This is a genomic window from Lysinibacillus sp. JK80 (genome assembly GCF_027557635.1).
GTDB classification, from domain to species: Bacteria; Bacillota; Bacilli; order Bacillales_A; family Planococcaceae; genus Lysinibacillus; species Lysinibacillus capsici.
Genome location: NZ_CP058997.1, coordinates 4,624,657 through 4,643,390, shown reverse-complemented (window position 1 = coordinate 4,643,390; position 18,734 = coordinate 4,624,657). Strand labels below are relative to the sequence as shown.

The 18,734-nt window shown below is 37.9% G+C and carries 13 protein-coding genes, 1 tRNA gene and 1 rRNA gene; 6 read left to right on the top strand and 9 right to left on the bottom strand.

The features are described from left to right. Positions 1–6: 6 nt before the first annotated feature. The 9 genes from HXV90_RS23320 to dnaA form a co-directional block, all read right to left on the bottom strand. Positions 7–83 (bottom strand) — tRNA-Ile (locus tag HXV90_RS23320). Between the two features lie 94 nt (positions 84–177). Next, positions 178–1,729 (bottom strand): 16S ribosomal RNA (locus tag HXV90_RS23315). A gap of 395 nt (positions 1,730–2,124) precedes the next feature. Continuing rightward, positions 2,125–3,207 carry an HD-GYP domain-containing protein gene (locus HXV90_RS23310; RefSeq protein ID WP_269898073.1) on the bottom strand — a complete coding sequence of 361 codons (1,083 nt, stop codon included), beginning with the start codon at positions 3,205–3,207 and terminating at the stop codon, positions 2,125–2,127. Between the two features lie 141 nt (positions 3,208–3,348). Then, positions 3,349–5,814: a DNA gyrase subunit A gene (gyrA, locus tag HXV90_RS23305; protein WP_269898072.1), complete on the bottom strand. Its 2,466-nt coding sequence runs from the start codon at positions 5,812–5,814 to the stop codon at positions 3,349–3,351. Positions 5,815–5,839: 25 nt separating this feature from the next. Further along, entirely contained in the window at positions 5,840–7,774 is a 1,935-nt protein-coding gene (gyrB, locus tag HXV90_RS23300) for a DNA topoisomerase (ATP-hydrolyzing) subunit B (RefSeq protein ID WP_048395198.1), read from the bottom strand. A gap of 93 nt (positions 7,775–7,867) precedes the next feature. Beyond that, positions 7,868–8,983, bottom strand: a complete 1,116-nt coding sequence (gene recF / locus HXV90_RS23295) for a DNA replication/repair protein RecF (RefSeq protein ID WP_048395200.1) — start codon at positions 8,981–8,983, stop codon at positions 7,868–7,870. Positions 8,984–8,986: 3 nt separating this feature from the next. Then, a complete protein-coding gene (gene yaaA / locus HXV90_RS23290; RefSeq protein WP_269898071.1) occupies positions 8,987–9,211 on the bottom strand; it encodes a S4 domain-containing protein YaaA in 225 nt (74 codons plus the stop codon). Positions 9,212–9,324: 113 nt separating this feature from the next. Next, positions 9,325–10,461 (bottom strand): DNA polymerase III subunit beta, encoded by a 1,137-nt coding sequence (gene dnaN, locus HXV90_RS23285; protein ID WP_004233305.1) that lies wholly within the window; start codon positions 10,459–10,461, stop codon positions 9,325–9,327. Between the two features lie 169 nt (positions 10,462–10,630). After that, positions 10,631–12,025, bottom strand: coding sequence for a chromosomal replication initiator protein DnaA (gene dnaA, locus HXV90_RS23280; RefSeq protein ID WP_369700628.1), 1,395 nt, complete (start codon positions 12,023–12,025; stop codon positions 10,631–10,633). Between the two features lie 547 nt (positions 12,026–12,572). On the opposite strand from dnaA, the gene rpmH reads away from it, so the two are divergent. The 6 genes from rpmH (at position 12,573) to mnmG (ending at position 18,648) form a co-directional block, all read left to right on the top strand. After that, entirely contained in the window at positions 12,573–12,707 is a 135-nt protein-coding gene (rpmH, locus tag HXV90_RS23275) for a 50S ribosomal protein L34 (protein ID WP_004233310.1), read from the top strand. Positions 12,708–12,807: 100 nt separating this feature from the next. Continuing rightward, a complete protein-coding gene (gene rnpA / locus HXV90_RS23270) occupies positions 12,808–13,152 on the top strand; it encodes a ribonuclease P protein component (protein WP_048395204.1) in 345 nt (114 codons plus the stop codon). 373 nt (positions 13,153–13,525) lie between these two features. Further along, positions 13,526–14,296 (top strand): membrane protein insertase YidC, encoded by a 771-nt coding sequence (yidC, locus tag HXV90_RS23265; protein ID WP_025115704.1) that lies wholly within the window; start codon positions 13,526–13,528, stop codon positions 14,294–14,296. Continuing rightward, on the top strand, positions 14,293–15,093 hold the full coding sequence (gene jag / locus HXV90_RS23260; protein WP_269898070.1) for an RNA-binding cell elongation regulator Jag/EloR: 801 nt from the start codon (positions 14,293–14,295) through the stop codon (positions 15,091–15,093). The genes yidC and jag overlap by 4 nt, the downstream gene beginning before the upstream one ends. A 249-nt stretch (positions 15,094–15,342) precedes the next feature. Then, positions 15,343–16,728, top strand: coding sequence for a tRNA uridine-5-carboxymethylaminomethyl(34) synthesis GTPase MnmE (mnmE, locus tag HXV90_RS23255; RefSeq protein ID WP_048395209.1), 1,386 nt, complete (start codon positions 15,343–15,345; stop codon positions 16,726–16,728). Positions 16,729–16,755: 27 nt separating this feature from the next. Continuing rightward, positions 16,756–18,648, top strand: a complete 1,893-nt coding sequence (gene mnmG / locus HXV90_RS23250; protein WP_269898069.1) for a tRNA uridine-5-carboxymethylaminomethyl(34) synthesis enzyme MnmG — start codon at positions 16,756–16,758, stop codon at positions 18,646–18,648. Positions 18,649–18,734 lie beyond the last annotated feature (86 nt).

The following is an 18,734-nucleotide window of genomic DNA, read 5'->3' as shown; positions in this document are numbered from 1 at the left end:
TATATATGGTGGGCCTAAATGGACTCGAACCATCGACCTCACGCTTATCAGGCGTGCGCTCTAACCAGCTGAGCTATAGGCCCTCTTGGAAGTTTTATTGAATTTCATAAACCTTCAAAACTGAACGCAAAACGTAATCTTACAAACCTAAGGTTTGTATTCCGAAATAATCCTTAGAAAGGAGGTGATCCAGCCGCACCTTCCGATACGGCTACCTTGTTACGACTTCACCCCAATCATCTATCCCACCTTCGGCGGCTGGCTCCAAAAGGTTACCTCACCGACTTCGGGTGTTACAAACTCTCGTGGTGTGACGGGCGGTGTGTACAAGGCCCGGGAACGTATTCACCGCGGCATGCTGATCCGCGATTACTAGCGATTCCGGCTTCATGTAGGCGAGTTGCAGCCTACAATCCGAACTGAGAACGACTTTATCGGATTAGCTCCCTCTCGCGAGTTGGCAACCGTTTGTATCGTCCATTGTAGCACGTGTGTAGCCCAGGTCATAAGGGGCATGATGATTTGACGTCATCCCCACCTTCCTCCGGTTTGTCACCGGCAGTCACCTTAGAGTGCCCAACTAAATGATGGCAACTAAGATCAAGGGTTGCGCTCGTTGCGGGACTTAACCCAACATCTCACGACACGAGCTGACGACAACCATGCACCACCTGTCACCGTTGCCCCCGAAGGGGAAACTATATCTCTACAGTGGTCAACGGGATGTCAAGACCTGGTAAGGTTCTTCGCGTTGCTTCGAATTAAACCACATGCTCCACCGCTTGTGCGGGCCCCCGTCAATTCCTTTGAGTTTCAGTCTTGCGACCGTACTCCCCAGGCGGAGTGCTTAATGCGTTAGCTGCAGCACTAAGGGGCGGAAACCCCCTAACACTTAGCACTCATCGTTTACGGCGTGGACTACCAGGGTATCTAATCCTGTTTGCTCCCCACGCTTTCGCGCCTCAGCGTCAGTTACAGACCAGAAAGTCGCCTTCGCCACTGGTGTTCCTCCAAATCTCTACGCATTTCACCGCTACACTTGGAATTCCACTTTCCTCTTCTGCACTCAAGTCCCCCAGTTTCCAATGACCCTCCACGGTTGAGCCGTGGGCTTTCACATCAGACTTAAAGGACCGCCTGCGCGCGCTTTACGCCCAATAATTCCGGACAACGCTTGCCACCTACGTATTACCGCGGCTGCTGGCACGTAGTTAGCCGTGGCTTTCTAATAAGGTACCGTCAAGGTACAGCCAGTTACTACTGTACTTGTTCTTCCCTTACAACAGAGTTTTACGATCCGAAAACCTTCTTCACTCACGCGGCGTTGCTCCATCAGGCTTTCGCCCATTGTGGAAGATTCCCTACTGCTGCCTCCCGTAGGAGTCTGGGCCGTGTCTCAGTCCCAGTGTGGCCGATCACCCTCTCAGGTCGGCTACGCATCGTCGCCTTGGTGAGCCGTTACCTCACCAACTAGCTAATGCGCCGCGGGCCCATCCTATAGCGACAGCCGAAACCGTCTTTCAGTCTCTTGCCATGAAGCAAAAGAGATTATTCGGTATTAGCCCCGGTTTCCCGGAGTTATCCCAAACTATAAGGTAGGTTGCCCACGTGTTACTCACCCGTCCGCCGCTAACGTCAAAGGAGCAAGCTCCTTTTCTGTTCGCTCGACTTGCATGTATTAGGCACGCCGCCAGCGTTCGTCCTGAGCCAGGATCAAACTCTCCATAAAAGAAATTTGATTAGCTCAAATTGTTTTGCTGGCATCATGTTTGATGTCCAAAATTTTTGTTTCGTTTACCAACTCAAGGTTAGCTACTTAAAACTTTATTGATTACGTTTTGCTTGTTCAGTTTTCAAGGTTCATTTTGTTTATTTCGTTGTCACCTCTTGGCGACTCATTTATAATATCAAGATTCCAAAACAAAGTCAACAGTTTCTCCAAAAATATTTTAATACAATATATAAATGTTTCAAAAAACAATTATGGTTAAAATGCTCACTATTTAATTGATTACTATTATTGCGAAGTGTTTGTTAAGAAAAAATTATATTAGCACTTGCGTAGAGTACATCTCTTACCTAATAAAAAAAAGGCAAACCACATAATATAGTTTGCCCGTCTATCTATAAATTAGTTATGATACGTGAAATATAAAAACTGCGATTTTTCCCTAAATCAAAAATTTCCCCTGAATGAATTAATTTAATAAGTGGTCGTGTTGGGGCAAATTTATTTACAAACATTACTTCCCCACGTTCTAAATTAGAAAGCTCTACAATTGTACCTATCGGAAGGTCTGCAACAATATCAATTAATGCACGTACTACTTTAATATCAAATTTACCAAACTCAGATTCATTAATCATTTCAATTACTTTAAATGAAGATTGTTTCGTTCTATATACTCGTTCACATGTCATAGCATGAAAAACATCTGCAACAGCAATGATTTGTGCAAATATAGAAATATTGGCGATCTTTTCGTTCTTCGGATATCCACTACCATTTAAACGTTCATGATGTTGGAAGATCGCTTCTTTCATCGTTTCTTTTAAAATGGTCAAATCTTTCACCATATTATGGCTATAAATAGGATGTTTATAAATCTCATCATATTCTTGCTCTGTTAATGGTGTCTTCTTATCCCTGATACGAGGATGTACTTTAGCCATACCACAATCAGCCAATAAACCACCGATGGCTACTTGAATAGTGGTTCCTCTATCATAACCAAGTTTTTGAGCAATAACTGAGGCAATCAGACCAGTTGCTACACAATGATGATATAGGTAGTCTTTTGGATTTGAATACTCATTTAAATCAAAAATAATAGTACGATCTTCTAGTACCATCTCTACTAAAGGTAAAATAATTGTTCTGGCCTTTGCAATATCTACCTTGGCGCCCGCTTCCCAGTTTTTAAATTCTTTTTTAAACTGTTCAACAGAATGATTATAGATTTTCCTAAAAGTCGGAAGTTCTTCTATTATAACTTCGACATCACTTTCATTCTTTTCTACACGAATATCATTTTCACTTTTATAAACGGGGACGGTGAAAATATTAAATGCATGAAAAACTTGCAAGTGTACATAAGAAATCATTGTATCTTTGAAAATAATCGGATACTGTGTATTAGCAAATATATTTTCAGAAATTACCTTGCCAACACCTAGCTCTGAAATTGGAACATGTATAGTTTCCACAGAATGAACACCTCTCCACTATTTCTTGCTTCAAAATAAGGTATTATCATTTTATCATGGAATTCAAAATAATTACTTATTTTTCATTATTTACGTAAAAAAAACGATGACGACATTCAATAATGTCGTCATCGGATTATATTATTCTTCGACTTCCTCTTCGTCTTCTAAAGACTCTTCTGCTTTTTCCACTTTAGCGACAGTTGCAACCAATTCGTCATCTCCTAGTCGAATTAAACGTACACCTTGCGTACTGCGCCCAATTAATGAAATATCATTTACATCCATACGGATAAGCATACCATTAATAGTTATAAGCATTAAATCCTCAGAACCATCGACGGTTTTTACAGCCACCATTGGGCCATTCTTATCTGTAATCTGAATAGTTTTCAGTCCTACTCCACCACGACTTTGTAAACGATAGTCCTCTTCAGAAGTACGTTTACCGTAACCTTTTTCAGTTACTACTAATATTTCTTGCCCTGGTTCAACAATCTCCATGCCAACTACTTCATCACCATCACGTAGCTTAATGCCTCGAACACCACCAGCTGTACGGCCCATAGATCGAATGTCTTCTTCTTGGAAACGAACGAGCATACCATCGCGAGTACCAATAATCACTTGTTTCTCTCCATCTGTAAGACGTACCGAAATAAGATCGTCGTCTTCTCTCAAGCTGATTGCGATTAAACCATTTGTTCGGATGTTAGCAAATTGTGATACAGGGGTACGTTTTGTAATACCTGTTTTTGTGGTAAAGATAAAGTAAGCATCTTCATCAAACGACGCAACACGAATCATAGCTGTTACTTTTTCGCCTTTTTCTATATTAAGCAAGTTTACGATTGGTAACCCTTTAGCAGTACGACCGAACTCAGGAATTTCATATCCTTTTGCTCTAAATACTTTACCTTTAGACGTGAAGAATAAAATTGTATCGTGGGTAGAAGTATTCATTAGATGCTCTACAAAGTCGTCTTCATTTGTACCCATTCCTTGTACACCACGACCACCACGCTTTTGACTACGATATGTATTCGCAGCTAAACGCTTGATATAGCCATTATGTGTTAAAGTAACAACTGAGTTTTCAACAGGAATTAAATCCTCATCCTCAATCATTTCAATTCCACCTGATGTAATCTCAGTACGGCGTGTATCATTAAAACGTTCTTTCAACTCTAAGATTTCAGTACGAATAATATCTACAATTTTCTCTTCATCTGCTAAGATTGCCTTTAATTCAGCTATAAGAACTTGAAGCTCTTGATATTCTGCTTCAATTTTTTCACGTTCTAAGCCACTTAATCGAACGAGGCGCATATCTAAAATAGCTTGAGCCTGACGCTCCGATAAGTTAAAGCGTTCCATTAATTGAGGTTTTGCTTCTTCACCACTACGTGAACCACGTATAATAGCGATTATTTCATCAATATGATCGAGTGCGATTCGTAAGCCCTCTAAAATGTGAGCGCGGTCTTCAGCTTTTCGAAGATCAAACTCTGTACGACGACGAATAATTACTTTTTGGTGTTCTAAATAATGGTATAGCATTTCTTTTAAGCCTAATACTTTAGGCTGACCGTTTACTAAAGATAGCATATTGATACCGAAGCTAGATTGCATAGCTGTTTGTTTATATAAATTATTCAGTACAACATTAGCATTTGCATCTTTACGAACTTCAATCACTACACGCATACCACGACGGTCTGATTCATCACGTAAATTTGTGATTCCATCTATTTTTTTATCACGTACAAGCTCTGCAATTTTTTCAATAAGCTTAGCCTTATTCACTTGGTAAGGCAATTCATGAATAAGAATAGTTTCCTTACCATTTGCCTTTTGCTCAATTTCCACTTTCGCACGGATGATAATGGAACCTCGACCAGTTTCATAGGCTCTACGAATACCACTACGTCCTAAAATTAATCCACCAGTAGGAAAATCAGGGCCAGGAATGATTTCCATCAGCTCTTCAGTCGTAATGGCCGGATTTTCAGAAAGTGCTATAACAGCATCAATTGTTTCGCCCAATTGATGTGGTGGAATATTTGTTGCCATACCTACAGCAATCCCTGCAGCACCGTTGACTAAAAGATTTGGATAGCGACTTGGTAAAACTATTGGTTCTTTTTCTGATCCATCATAGTTATCTGTATAGTCAATTGTATCTTTATTAATATCACGGAGCATTTCCATTGCTATTTTAGACATACGTGATTCTGTATAACGCATGGCTGCTGCGCCATCACCATCAACAGAACCGAAGTTTCCGTGACCATCAACAAGCATGTAGCGATAGCTAAAATCCTGTGCCATACGTACCATTGCATCATAGATGGAAGAGTCACCATGTGGATGGTACTTACCCATTACATCCCCAACGATACGTGCTGACTTTTTGTAGGCTTTATCTGCTGTATTACCTAATTCCTGCATCCCATATAAAATACGACGATGAACTGGTTTTAATCCATCACGTACATCAGGTAATGCACGTGATACAATTACACTCATTGCATAATCAAGAAAGGATGTTTCAATTTCTTCTGTTATATTAACTCCTTTAACACCGGAGCGTTCTTGTTCTGACAAAGTGTAGACCTCCTCTCAAGAAAAATTAGATATCTAAATTAGCGTATACGGCATTTTCCTCGATAAATTGACGACGAGGTTCAACTTCATCGCCCATTAAACGTTCAAATGCTTGGTTTGCTTTAATTGCATCATCTAATTCTACTTGTAATAATGTGCGGTACTCAGGATCCATTGTTGTTTCCCAAAGCTGCTCAGCGTTCATTTCACCAAGACCTTTATAACGCTGCACATTTGGCTTTGGCATTTTTGGTAGCCGTTCTAAAATTTCTTTTAATGTCTCTTCATCATAGCAATACTCAATATGTTTACCTTGTTTCACTTGATAAAGTGGTGGCTGTGCAATATAAATATAGCCTGCTTCTATAAGTGGTCGAAGGAAACGGAAGAAGAATGTTAAAAGTAATGTACGAATATGTGCCCCATCGACATCGGCATCTGTCATGATAATGATTTTATGATAACGAGCTTTCTCTAAATTAAACTCCTCACCAATACCAGTGCCGAATGCTGTTATCATCGCACGGATTTCCGCATTCGATAAGATTTTATCTAGACGAGCTTTCTCAACGTTAAGGATTTTACCACGTAAAGGTAAAATTGCTTGGAAGTGTCGATCACGTCCAGATTTAGCCGAACCGCCGGCAGAATCACCCTCAACAATATAAATTTCACAATCAGCTGGGTTAGTAGAAGAACAGTCAGCTAATTTACCCGGTAAGCTAGATACTTCGAGGGCATTTTTACGACGAGTAAACTCACGTGCTTTTTTCGCAGCTACACGAGCACGGGCTGCCATTAATCCTTTTTCCACAATCTTTCGTGCAACCGTTGGATTTTCTAACATAAAACGCTCAAAGCCATCTGAGAACAAAGAATTGGTAATTTGACTTACTTCTGAATTCCCTAACTTTGTTTTTGTTTGTCCTTCAAATTGCGGATCTGGGTGTTTCACAGAAACTATAGCTGTTAACCCTTCTCGTACATCCTCACCTGTAAGATTAGCGTCAGATTCTTTTAGTAATCCACTTTTTCGTGCATAGTCATTAATAACGCGTGTAAGGGCTGTTTTAAACCCTGACTCATGTGTACCGCCCTCATACGTATTAATGTTATTAGCAAATGAAAAAATATTAGAAGAGAATCCAGCATTATATTGCATAGCAATTTCTACTGTGATGCCATCCTTCTCTCCAAGAACATCAATTGGATCATGAATTGGCTCTTTAGATTGATTTAAATGCTCAACATAAGAGCGAATACCACCTTCATAATGGTATGTTGTTGAGCGAATCTCTTCTTCACGTTCATCAGCAATCGTAATCTTAATACCACGATTTAAATAAGCCAATTCTCTAATACGATGAGCTAAAATATCATATTCATAAACAGTAGTTTCTTTAAATATTTCTGGGTCAGCTTTAAAACGCGTTGTTGTACCATTATGATCTGTGTCACCGATAACCATTAACTCTTGAACTGTTTTTCCACGTTCAAATTTTATTTCATGGATATGACCTTCACGATGTACTTGAACAATTGTTTCAACAGAAAGTGCATTTACTACTGATGCTCCAACTCCATGAAGACCACCAGAAACTTTATAGCCTCCACCGCCAAATTTACCACCAGCATGTAAAACAGTCATAATAACTTCAACAGCAGGCTTACCCATTTTTTCTTGAATACTAACTGGAATACCACGACCGTTATCTTCTACACGAATCCAGTTTTCTTTTTCAATTGTTACTTTGATATCTGTACAAAATCCTGCAAGTGCTTCATCGATACTATTATCAACAATTTCCCATACTAAATGGTGAAGCCCTTTAGAGCTAGTTGAACCGATATACATCCCTGGTCTTTTACGTACTGCTTCTAAACCTTCTAATACCTGTATCTGATCGGCCTCATAAGCTTGGTTTTGTAAACCTTCGTTCTCTATAGCCACGGCTTTCATCTACTCCTTCATAACATCATTGTGTGTAAATGAATGAACAGTCAACCGAGCTGACTATTACCATTCTTTTTGTAATCTAAAAAACTACCCTGGCTAACTTCTTTCAATCGCACCTTGTTTCACGTGGAACAGTTGAGCCTGTTCCATCGTTTCATGATGAATTCCTTCCACACTTGTGGTTGTAACAAAGGTTTGGACTTCACCCTGAATGGTATTTAATAAATGCGATTGGCGATAATCATCGAGTTCCGATAAAACATCATCTAAAAGTAGTATGGGTGTTTCATTTGTTTCTTGTTTAATTAATTCAATTTCAGCAAGCTTTAAAGACAATGCAGTAGTACGCTGCTGTCCTTGTGAACCATAAGTTTGAACATCATAGCCATTCACTAAAAACTGTAAATCATCTCGGTGTGGACCAACTAATGTCACGCCTCTATCAAATTCACGTTCTCTCGCTTCAATTAATTTTTGATGTAAAGTATTTTCAATTTCACTAGTAGAGTGTTCTTTTTCAATACCAGCTACCGTACGATATTTTATAACCAGTGTTTCCTTACCTTGCGATATACCTGCGTGTATGGGTTCCGCCCACTCTTGCAATAAATCCATAAATTGAAATCTTTTACGAATAATTTGGGTAGCAGCGTGAATATATTGTTCATTGTAGACCTCATACATCACATCATTTGGCATGGACTTGCCTTGGTTCATTTTTAAAAAATGGTTACGTTGTTTTAAAACTTTTTGAAAGGTTAATAAATCATGTAAATAGACAGGCGAAATTTGCCCAATCTCCATATCAATAAAACGCCGACGTATTTGCGGACTTCCCTTTACAACGTTCAAATCCTCTGGCGCAAACATAACGACATTCATTTGACCAATATAATGACTAAGGCGACTTTGCTCTATATGATTTATCTTGCCCTTTTTACCTTTCTTTGTAATCGTAAGTTCGATCGGTAAAATACCATGCCTTTTTTTAACGGCCCCTTCTATTTTACCATAGTCTGAATCCCAACGTATCAATTCTTTATCGTTCGTTGTTCGATGGGACTTAGCCATTGCTAAAACATAGATGGACTCCATAACATTTGTTTTTCCTTGTGCATTTTCACCAATGAAAACATTAATTTTTGGAGAGAAGTTTAAAGCTAAGGCATCATAGTTACGGTAATTTGTAAGTTTTATTTGCTCAATATACATAATTTATTGTCCAGTTGGTCCTATAATTTGAAAACGACCACATCCAGGAATATTTACAATATCTCCGTTACGTAATTTACGACCTCGACGATCGTCTACTTCTCCGTTTACATATACAGCATGTTCATGTAAAAACCACTTGGCCATACCACCTGAACTAATGGCATCAGTAATTTTTAAAAGTTGCCCTAACGTGATGAACTCCTCATCAATTTTAATGTCCTGCATAGTGTGTTCCCCTCCGAATACAGACTGTCTATCTCTCTATCATACCTAAAATTACGCCATAAGTAAAAAAAGATAGTCACAATGAGCGACTATCTTAACAGATCTTATATTCTTTAGTAAGTTCGTACAGGTAAAATTAATTGTAAAATAGCATCATCATGAACGGAACGTAAAATAAACGGTCTCATTGCCCCAGTAAATTGAATAACTACGTCTTGTCCATCTATTGCTTTTAATGCTTCCATCATATATTTTGCACTGAATGAGATTTTCAAACCTTCCCCTTCTAATGCTTCCACAGGAATTTCTTCTTGTACTTTACCGATTTCAGGAGAATTAGAAGAAACCTCAACTGCTTGGTTATCTAAAATTTCAAAACGGACAACATTATTACGATCTCCTCGTGCAACAAGTGATGCACGGTCAATAGCTTGTAATAAAGATTTACCATTAATTGTTACATTTGTTTGATACTCTTCAGGAATTAAACGAGTTGTGTCAGGATAATTTCCTTCCAGTAAGCGAGAGAAGAATAATACATCACCAGTTTTAAATAATACTTGCTGACTTGTAATAACGATTTGGACAAGATTTGTAGAATCTTCAAGTACTTTATTTAATTCATTCAAACTTTTCCCTGGAATTACTACACTATGTTCAACTTCTGGTAAATTTTCGAGTTGCACTTTACGTCTTGCTAAACGATGACTATCTGTTGCAACACAGATTAATGTTTCATTTTTGATCTGCCAGTTTACACCTGTCAACACGGGTCTACTTTCTGAAGTGGCAACAGCGAATACTGTTTCACGGATAATTGTTTTTAAGAGATCAGCAGGAATAGTAAATTTTTGATCTTCTGTAAGCTCTGGTAATAAAGGATACTCTGCTGCATCTGAGCCAATTAAATGGAATTCCGATTTCCCTGAACGAATATGCGTTTGGAAACCTGGTGTTACTTGAATTTCAACATCGTTTGTTGGTAATTTACGTACGATTTCATTAAACATACGTGCTTGTACAACAATTGAACCTGTTTCTGTAATGTGAATAATTTGTTGTCCATCTTCTTCTACTGGAATAAATGTTTGAATAGTTATATCAGCATCACTACCAGTTAAGCGGATCCCTTCCTCTGTTACGTCAATTTTAATACCAGTTAAAATCGGAATAGTTGTTTTTGAACTTACTGCTTTCATGACATCATTTAAACCTTCTAATAAACGGTCACGTAAAATATCAAATTTCATTCGTTTTCCCTCACATATTTATATTATTTATTTATATAAAATAAAAAGATATAGTAATAGGCCCTGTGGATTTGTGGATAAGTATATTTTTATGAATAAAATCAGTCTATCCACATGTAGATAGACTGTGTATAAGTTTGTGTTTAAATAGTTAGTTTGTCCACAGCAATTACTTGCCTAGCATACTACGAATTTGTTTAACATCTTGTTGAAGTTGAACGTCATTTTTCAACATAGAAGATATTTTTTCGTGCGCATGGATGACAGTCGTATGATCGCGGCCACCAAATTCTTCGCCAATTTTGGGCAGCGAAAAATCTGTCAACTCGCGCGATAAGTACATAGCGATTTGACGTGGAAAAGCAATTAATTTAGTACGTTTTTTAGCAGCGAAATCTTCCAAACGTATACTAAAATGTTCCCCTACTGCATTTTGAATGTCTAATATTGTCACTGTTCGCGGTTTTGAATTTGGAATGATATCCTTCAATGCCTCGGCAGCTAATGTCGCTGTAATATCTTTGTTTACAAGAGATGAGTAGGCAACGACGCGAATAAGCGCACCTTCAAGCTCCCTAATATTGGAGTCAATCTGGTTCGCAATATAAAGCATTACTTCATTTGGTACCTCTAAACCGTCTGCTTTTGCTTTTTTACGCAAAATAGCGATACGAGTTTCCAAATCGGGTGGCGCAATATCAGTTATTAACCCCCACTCGAAACGTGAACGGAGCCGATCTTCTAAAGTTGGGATCTCCTTAGGAGGTCGGTCACTTGATATAACAATTTGTTTGGATTCTTCATGTAAAGTATTAAAAGTGTGGAAAAATTCTTCTTGAGTTGATTCTTTTCCAGCAAGGAATTGAATATCATCAATTAGCAGTACATCCACGTTGCGGTACTTATTGCGAAAATCAAGTGCTTTGTTATCACGAATTGAGTTAATAAATTCATTTGTAAATTTCTCGGATGATAAGTACACTACTTTAGCATTTGGATTATGCTCTAATACATAATGACCAATAGCGTGCATTAAGTGCGTTTTACCTAGCCCTACTCCCCCATAAATAAAGAATGGATTGTATGCCTTAGCAGGTGCTTCAGCTACAGCTAGCGAAGCTGCATGTGCAAAGCGGTTACCAGAGCCAATAACAAACGTGTCAAAAGTATATTTCGGGTTTAACATACCTGGTGAAATATCATGATGTTCATTATTTTTTGCTTGGATAATCGGCGCTGGCAAATCAAAATCGTCCGAATCCTGGTTTTTTTGAACAACAAATTTAATAAGCAAGTCTTCGCCTGTTAGCTCCGTTAATATACCTGTAATCAAATGAATATAATGATTTTCAAGCCAGTCTCGAGCAAACGAATTTGGCGCAGCAATTGTCACAGTGGACCCACTACCATTGTAAGATAGTAATTTCGTAGACTTTAGCCACGTTTCGAAGCTTGGTTTAGAAATTTTTTGTTCAACTTGAGCCAGGACATTGTTCCATAGTTCTTCTAAATGTTCCAAGCTACTAATCTCCTTTACAGTGTTCAATACAAAAAAAAATCGCATTTATAGAATTGTAAATACGTTCATTTTATAACTCGTCCACATAATCACAAGTTGTGGATAAAAGTTAACCAAAGGCTGTGATGAAAATTATCCACAGCATATTAACAGTTGTGGATAATTAAAATGTTCGTTTTAGTTTTCAACAAAGTGAAGCACAGTAATCGTATCAGAAAAACAAAGCTATTTCAATAGTTTGTGAAACTTATCCACATAGCTTGCAGTTATGCACTTTATAGTTGTCCACAAGCACTGCTTATGTGAGAAACCTGTAGATAATTGTTGTGGATAAAAAATAATGCAAAAAATACTATACACAACTCTGTGTAAAAAAAACAAGTACTCTGTGGATAAATATTTTTATGTTTATGTAGAAAAAAATATTTCTAGTAGAGATCCAAACACTAGAAAATTGAGCATAGAATAAATAGATAGTTCGACGGATTAAAAGAAATTTGTGAAATTCATTGACAAAATAACTAGATACTTTATATAATATTCGAGTCTGTATGTTGGAAAATTCAACTCATATCAGGAGGTGTCTATATAAATGAAACGTACTTACCAACCAAAAAAACGTAAGCACAGCAAAGTACACGGTTTCCGCGCACGTATGAGCACGAAAAACGGTCGCAAAGTTCTTGCTGCTCGTCGTCGTAAAGGAAGAAAAGTTTTATCAGCATAAAATAAGTCCACTGAGCCACATCAGTGGTCTTTTTTTTCTTTATTTTTGGTAAACCTAGAAATGAGGATCAAAAGATATTATCTAATAGCAGGTGAAAGAAATGAAAAAACGCCAACGAGTGAAGAAGAATGATGATTTTCAAAAGGTGTTTAAAAAAGGTAAATCTTTCGCTAATCGTCAGTTTGTTGTTTATTTTTTAGTAAAAGAGGGACAAACGGAATTTCGTGTAGGTTTATCAGTTAGTAAGAAGCTTGGGAATGCGGTAACACGCAACCAAGTAAAACGCTATATTCGACAAAGTATTCATGAATTAAAAGATGAGCTAAAGCCGAATATGGATTATGTTATTATCGCCAGACATCCGGCGGCCACTATGGATTTTCATGAAGTGAAACAAAGTTTGCAGCATGTACTACGAATCGCAAAGGTAATGAAAAAAGTGTAATGTATGCAACCAAGTGGTGAAATTACGCCTGTACTGTTAGCAATAGAATAAATAATATGTGATTTTGCATAAAATTATATGTAAGAGAATTATACACACGGGGGTATTCGTGGCGAGAGTTTTCGCTTAAAAATATGTAAAATTCACAACTTATCTTAGGAATAAGTGTGTGTAATTAGAATATTTAGTAGAGTGAATGTTATAGGCATGATAAAATAACTGATAACTTTATCTTCATCGAGGACTCTCAAAAGTGGACTGAATTAAAGATAAGGCTACTGACGTTAAACCGATTATGTGATAGGAAACTGTCGGTACAAAAAGAACCATATAGAATAAGAAAAAGTGAATAGTAATTGTAGGGGGAAGAAGGTTGAAAAAACAACATTGGGTAATTTTGTCACTAGTATCGGTAGCCTTACTACTTTCTGGTTGTACAGAATTCAATGAACCAATTTCCAAAGATAGCACAGGCTTCTGGAATGAATTCATTGTTTGGCCGTTGGTATCAGCAATAAAATACTTTGCTGATCTGCTAGGTACGTATGCATGGGGGATTATTGCCGTAACGATTATTATTCGTTTAGCAATTTTGCCATTGATGATCAAACAAACAAAGAGTTCTAAAAAGATGCAAGAAATTCAACCAAAATTGAAGGAACTGCAAAAGAAGTATGCTTCTAAGGATGCTCAGACACAACAACAATATCAGCAAGAAATGATGAAGTTAATGAGTGAATCTGGAGTAAATCCACTTGCAGGATGCTTACCAGTAATCATTCAAATGCCAATCTTAATTGGTTTCTATCATGCAATTAGCCGTATGAATGCAACATCAACATTTGATTTAGGGAATTTCTTTATCTTCCCGCTAGCAGATCCTGCACCTGCATTAGCTATTACAGCTGGCTTAATGCAATTTATCGTGTTACGTACAGGACCAGCAATGGATAATCCTCAAATGAAAATTATGATGTATATTATGCCATTCATGATTATTGGTTTTGGTATGGCCTTACCAGCTGCATTATCATTATACTGGGTAATCGGAAACATTATTTCGATTTTCCAAAACTTGTACATTTATAAACCTTGGAATAAAGATAAAACACAACCTGCTCAAAATGGAGGGGCTAAAAAGTGAAACAACTTACGCAAATAGGCGCAACAACACAAGAAGCGATCTCATTGGCGTTACAGAAACTTGGCAAAACCCGTGAACAAGTAGATGTTGAAGTTTTACAAGAAGGTAAAAAAGGATTTTTAGGTTTTGGTGCACGTTCTGCAGAGGTACGTGTAACAGTAAAAGAAGTTCAGGTTCCGACAATTGAAAGCGACAATGCGCAATTGCAGGTAGTAACTCAATTATATGAACCAATAGAAGTAGATGATGTTGAAACACTAAGTTCACAAGTTTCTGAACAACCAAGTGAAATGGAAGAAGTTCAACAAGTCGTTAAAGAACAAGATGAGGATGGAGACTCAGCAAATCCAATTGAAGAGGCAAAGGCTTATTTAAGTAATATCGCTGAACAATTGGCTATTCATGATCTTGAGATTGCTACGACACGCGAAGGGAAATATGTATTATTTCAACTAAAAAGTGAGAAAGCTGCCCTGCTTATAGGGAAACGAGGTCAAACATTAAATTCCTTACAGCAATTAACACAACTCGTATTAAATAAAAGCGCAAAGCAGTTCTTAATGGTGAAACTAGATGTAGAAAACTATCGCGAGCGTCGACAAGTAGCTTTAGAATTACTTGCGGATCGAATGGCGGATAAGGCATTACGCTTAAATCAACGTGTGGCATTTGAACCAATGCCGTCTTACGAACGAAAGATAATTCATAATCAATTAGCAAATCGTCTAGATCTTGAAACGTATTCAGAAGGTACGGAGCCTAATCGTTATTTAGTAATAGAACCAGTAAAAAAATAATTAGATTGCTTCACATAATCATACAGACAATATATTTTGAAAGGTCATTTTATCTTTTAGATAAAATGACCTTTTTTAATGAAACGTAGCAAATTTTGTCGAAAATATGATTAGCGAAAAATTGATTTTATCCACATTTGGAAATGATCCTTACTTTAGATTTTGCTGAAAATATGTTAGTCTAAGGTGTTAGTAAGTATTGGTCGGTTTTGATTATCCACATGTGGATAACGTTGAGGAGGTCATTAAATGGAGTTCGATACAATTGCTGCGATATCCACACCGATGGGTGAAGGTGCCATAGCCATCGTTCGTTTAAGTGGAGACGAGGCTGTGACGATTGCAGACAAAATATTCAAATCACCCGGGGGAAAAAGTTTAACAACCAAAGATTCGCACACTATTCATTATGGACATTTAGTCGATCCTAAAACTAATGAGGTAGTAGAGGAAGTAATGCTATCGCTGATGCGTGGGCCAAAAACATTCACACGTGAGGATGTAGTTGAAATAAACTGTCATGGTGGATTAGTTTCAGTCAAACGCGTGTTGCAACTTGCTTTAACAAATGGAGCAAGGTTAGCTGAGCCAGGTGAATTCACAAAACGTGCCTTTTTAAACGGACGTATTGATTTATCACAGGCTGAAGCAGTAATGGATTTGATAAGAGCTAAAACAGATCGTGCGATGAATGTGGCTCTGGGTCAAATGGATGGAAAATTATCGAGACTTATTGGTGATTTGCGCCAAGCTTTACTAGAGACATTAGCCCAAGTAGAGGTTAATATAGATTATCCAGAGTATGATGATGTAGAAGAAATGACTGTACCTGTATTAGTAGAGAAATGTACATGGGTAAAAAATGAAATTATAAAGCTTTTGCAAACATCTTCTCAAGGAAAAATTTTACGTGAGGGATTATCAACAGTTATTTTAGGTCGTCCGAATGTAGGGAAATCTTCACTATTAAATAGCTTAGTACAAGAAAATAAGGCCATAGTGACAGATATTGCAGGGACTACTCGTGATATTATAGAGGAGTACGTCAATGTCCGAGGTGTTCCACTTCGTTTAGTGGATACAGCGGGTATTCGGGAAACAGAAGATATTGTTGAACGAATTGGAGTAGAACGCTCACGGGAAGCTCTTCGTGGAGCTGATTTAATTCTGTTTGTATTAAACTATGCAGATGAATTAACTGCTGAGGATGAGCGTCTATTCGAAACAATTGAAGCGATGGATTACATCGTTATTGTCAATAAAACAGATTTACCGCAAAAAATTGATTTGGCTCGTGTCAAGGAATTAGCTGGTGAGCATCGCATTGTAACAACTTCTCTGCTACAAGAGGAAGGTATTACAGAGCTAGAAGAAGCCATTGCTGCACTATTCTTTGAGGGACAAATCGAAGCGGGCGATTTAACATATGTTTCAAACGCAAGACATATTGCCCTTCTACACCAAGCACAAGCAACGGTAGAAGATGCAATAGCAGCTGCACAGGATGGTGTACCAGTTGATATGGTACAAATTGATGTAACAAGAACATGGGAAATACTTGGCGAAATCATTGGTGATACTGTTCAAGAAAGCCTCATCAATCAACTATTTTCTCAGTTCTGTTTAGGAAAATAATTTTCAGAAAGAAAGGAAGGTACGAGCATGCCAACAAAATATGAGGCAGGCACGTTTGATGTGATTGTGATTGGTGCTGGTCATGCAGGTTCAGAAGCTGCACATGCCGCAGCTAAAATGGGTGCTAACACATTAATGCTAACAATCAATTTAGATATGATTGCATTTATGCCATGTAATCCATCTATTGGTGGTCCTGCCAAAGGAATTGTCGTACGTGAGATTGACGCTTTAGGAGGCGTCATGGGGAAAGTGATAGATAAAACGCATATTCAAATGCGAATGTTGAATACAGGGAAAGGCCCAGCTGTACGTGCATTGCGCGCACAAGCGGACAAAGTTTTGTATCAGCAAGAAATGAAACGAGTATTAGAAGAAACACCAAACTTAACAATCCATCAAGGGATGGTTGAAGAGTTAATTATTGAGGATGGGGAAGTAAAAGGGGTCATTACACAAATTGGTGCCGTTTATCGTGCTAAAACAGTTGTCGTGACAACAGGTACTTTCCTTCGTGGTGAAATCATTATTGGTGATATTAAATATTCAAGTGGTCCTAATAACCAACAACCGTCAATTCGCTTAGCTGATAATTTAAAAGAGCTAGGTTTTGATCTAGTTCGATTTAAAACAGGTACACCACCACGTGTGAATAATCGAACAATAGATTATGACAAAACAGAGATTCAACCAGGTGATGATGTTCCACGTGCATTTAGTTTTGAAACGACTGAATTCATCATGGATCAGCTACCTTGCTGGTTAACATATACAAGCCCTGAAACTCATGAAATTATTGAAGCAAATTTACATCTTTCACCGATGTATTCAGGGATGATTAAAGGGACAGGTCCACGTTATTGCCCATCTATTGAAGATAAAGTTGTACGTTTTAATGATAAGCCAAGACACCAAATCTTCTTAGAGCCAGAAGGCCGCAATACACGTGAGGTTTATGTTCAAGGTTTGTCAACAAGCCTACCAGAGCATGTTCAAACAAGTTTACTAAAATCTATACCTGGCTTAGAGAATGCGGAAATGATGCGCGCTGGTTATGCTATTGAATACGATTCAATTGTGCCAACACAACTATGGCCAACTTTAGAAACAAAACGTATTAAAGGCTTATATACAGCGGGTCAAATCAACGGCACATCTGGCTATGAAGAAGCTGCCGCGCAAGGCTTAATGGCGGGCATGAATGCTGCTGCTAATGTACTAGGTAAAGACGAATTAATTTTAAGCCGTTCGGATGCTTATATTGGCGTTTTGATCGATGACCTAGTGACAAAAGGAACAAATGAGCCATATCGTTTATTAACATCTCGTGCAGAATATCGTTTACTATTACGTCATGATAATGCAGATCTACGATTAGTAGAGTTAGCTTACAATATGGGGATGATTCCACAAGAAAGATATGCTAGTTTCAATGAGAAAAAAGAGCTGATTGAAAATGAAATTGCACGTCTTCGTGAAGTCATTATTAAGCCAAATGAAGCGACACAATCTGTTATTCGTTCTGTTGGTGGTAGTGAATTAAAAGACGGTATACGTGGTGCAGACTTATTAAAACGCCCTGAAATGCATTATGAGTTAATCTCTTCTTTAATTCCGGCAGAAATCGAATTGGCGGATGAAGTGAAAGAACAAATTGAAATCCAGCTTAAATATGAAGGCTATATCGAAAAAGCATTGCAACAGGTAGAGAAACTACACAAAATGGAAAACAAAAAAATTCCTGAAAATATTGATTACGATGCTATTTCAGGTTTAGCAACAGAAGCGCGTCAAAAATTAAAACAAGTTACACCTCTATCTATTGCGCAAGCCTCTCGTATTTCTGGTGTTAATCCAGCTGATATTTCAATTCTGCTTGTTTATATTGAACAAGGTAAAATTGCGAAAGTAAGCAGCTGATCATCAACAACAGTAAAGTGAATAAGAGGCGGGCATACCATTGTGCCCGCTTCCTATTTTTAAAGCTATACTATTTGTTGGAGTTG

What these genes read in the sequence shown, in the direction of transcription:
- mnmE (WP_048395209.1), top strand. Translation starts at nt 15,343, where the DNA reads ATGGAGTTCGATACAATTGCTGCGATATCCACACCGATGGGTGAAGGT.
- recF (WP_048395200.1), bottom strand. Translation starts at nt 8,983, where the DNA reads ATGTATATTGAGCAAATAAAACTTACAAATTACCGTAACTATGATGCC.
- gyrB (WP_048395198.1), bottom strand. Translation starts at nt 7,774, where the DNA reads ATGAAAGCCGTGGCTATAGAGAACGAAGGTTTACAAAACCAAGCTTAT.
- dnaA (WP_369700628.1), bottom strand. Translation starts at nt 12,025, where the DNA reads ATGCGATTTTTTTTTGTATTGAACACTGTAAAGGAGATTAGTAGCTTG.
- yaaA (WP_269898071.1), bottom strand. Translation starts at nt 9,211, where the DNA reads ATGCAGGACATTAAAATTGATGAGGAGTTCATCACGTTAGGGCAACTT.
- rpmH (WP_004233310.1), top strand. Translation starts at nt 12,573, where the DNA reads ATGAAACGTACTTACCAACCAAAAAAACGTAAGCACAGCAAAGTACAC.
- dnaN (WP_004233305.1), bottom strand. Translation starts at nt 10,461, where the DNA reads ATGAAATTTGATATTTTACGTGACCGTTTATTAGAAGGTTTAAATGAT.
- rnpA (WP_048395204.1), top strand. Translation starts at nt 12,808, where the DNA reads ATGAAAAAACGCCAACGAGTGAAGAAGAATGATGATTTTCAAAAGGTG.
- mnmG (WP_269898069.1), top strand. Translation starts at nt 16,756, where the DNA reads ATGCCAACAAAATATGAGGCAGGCACGTTTGATGTGATTGTGATTGGT.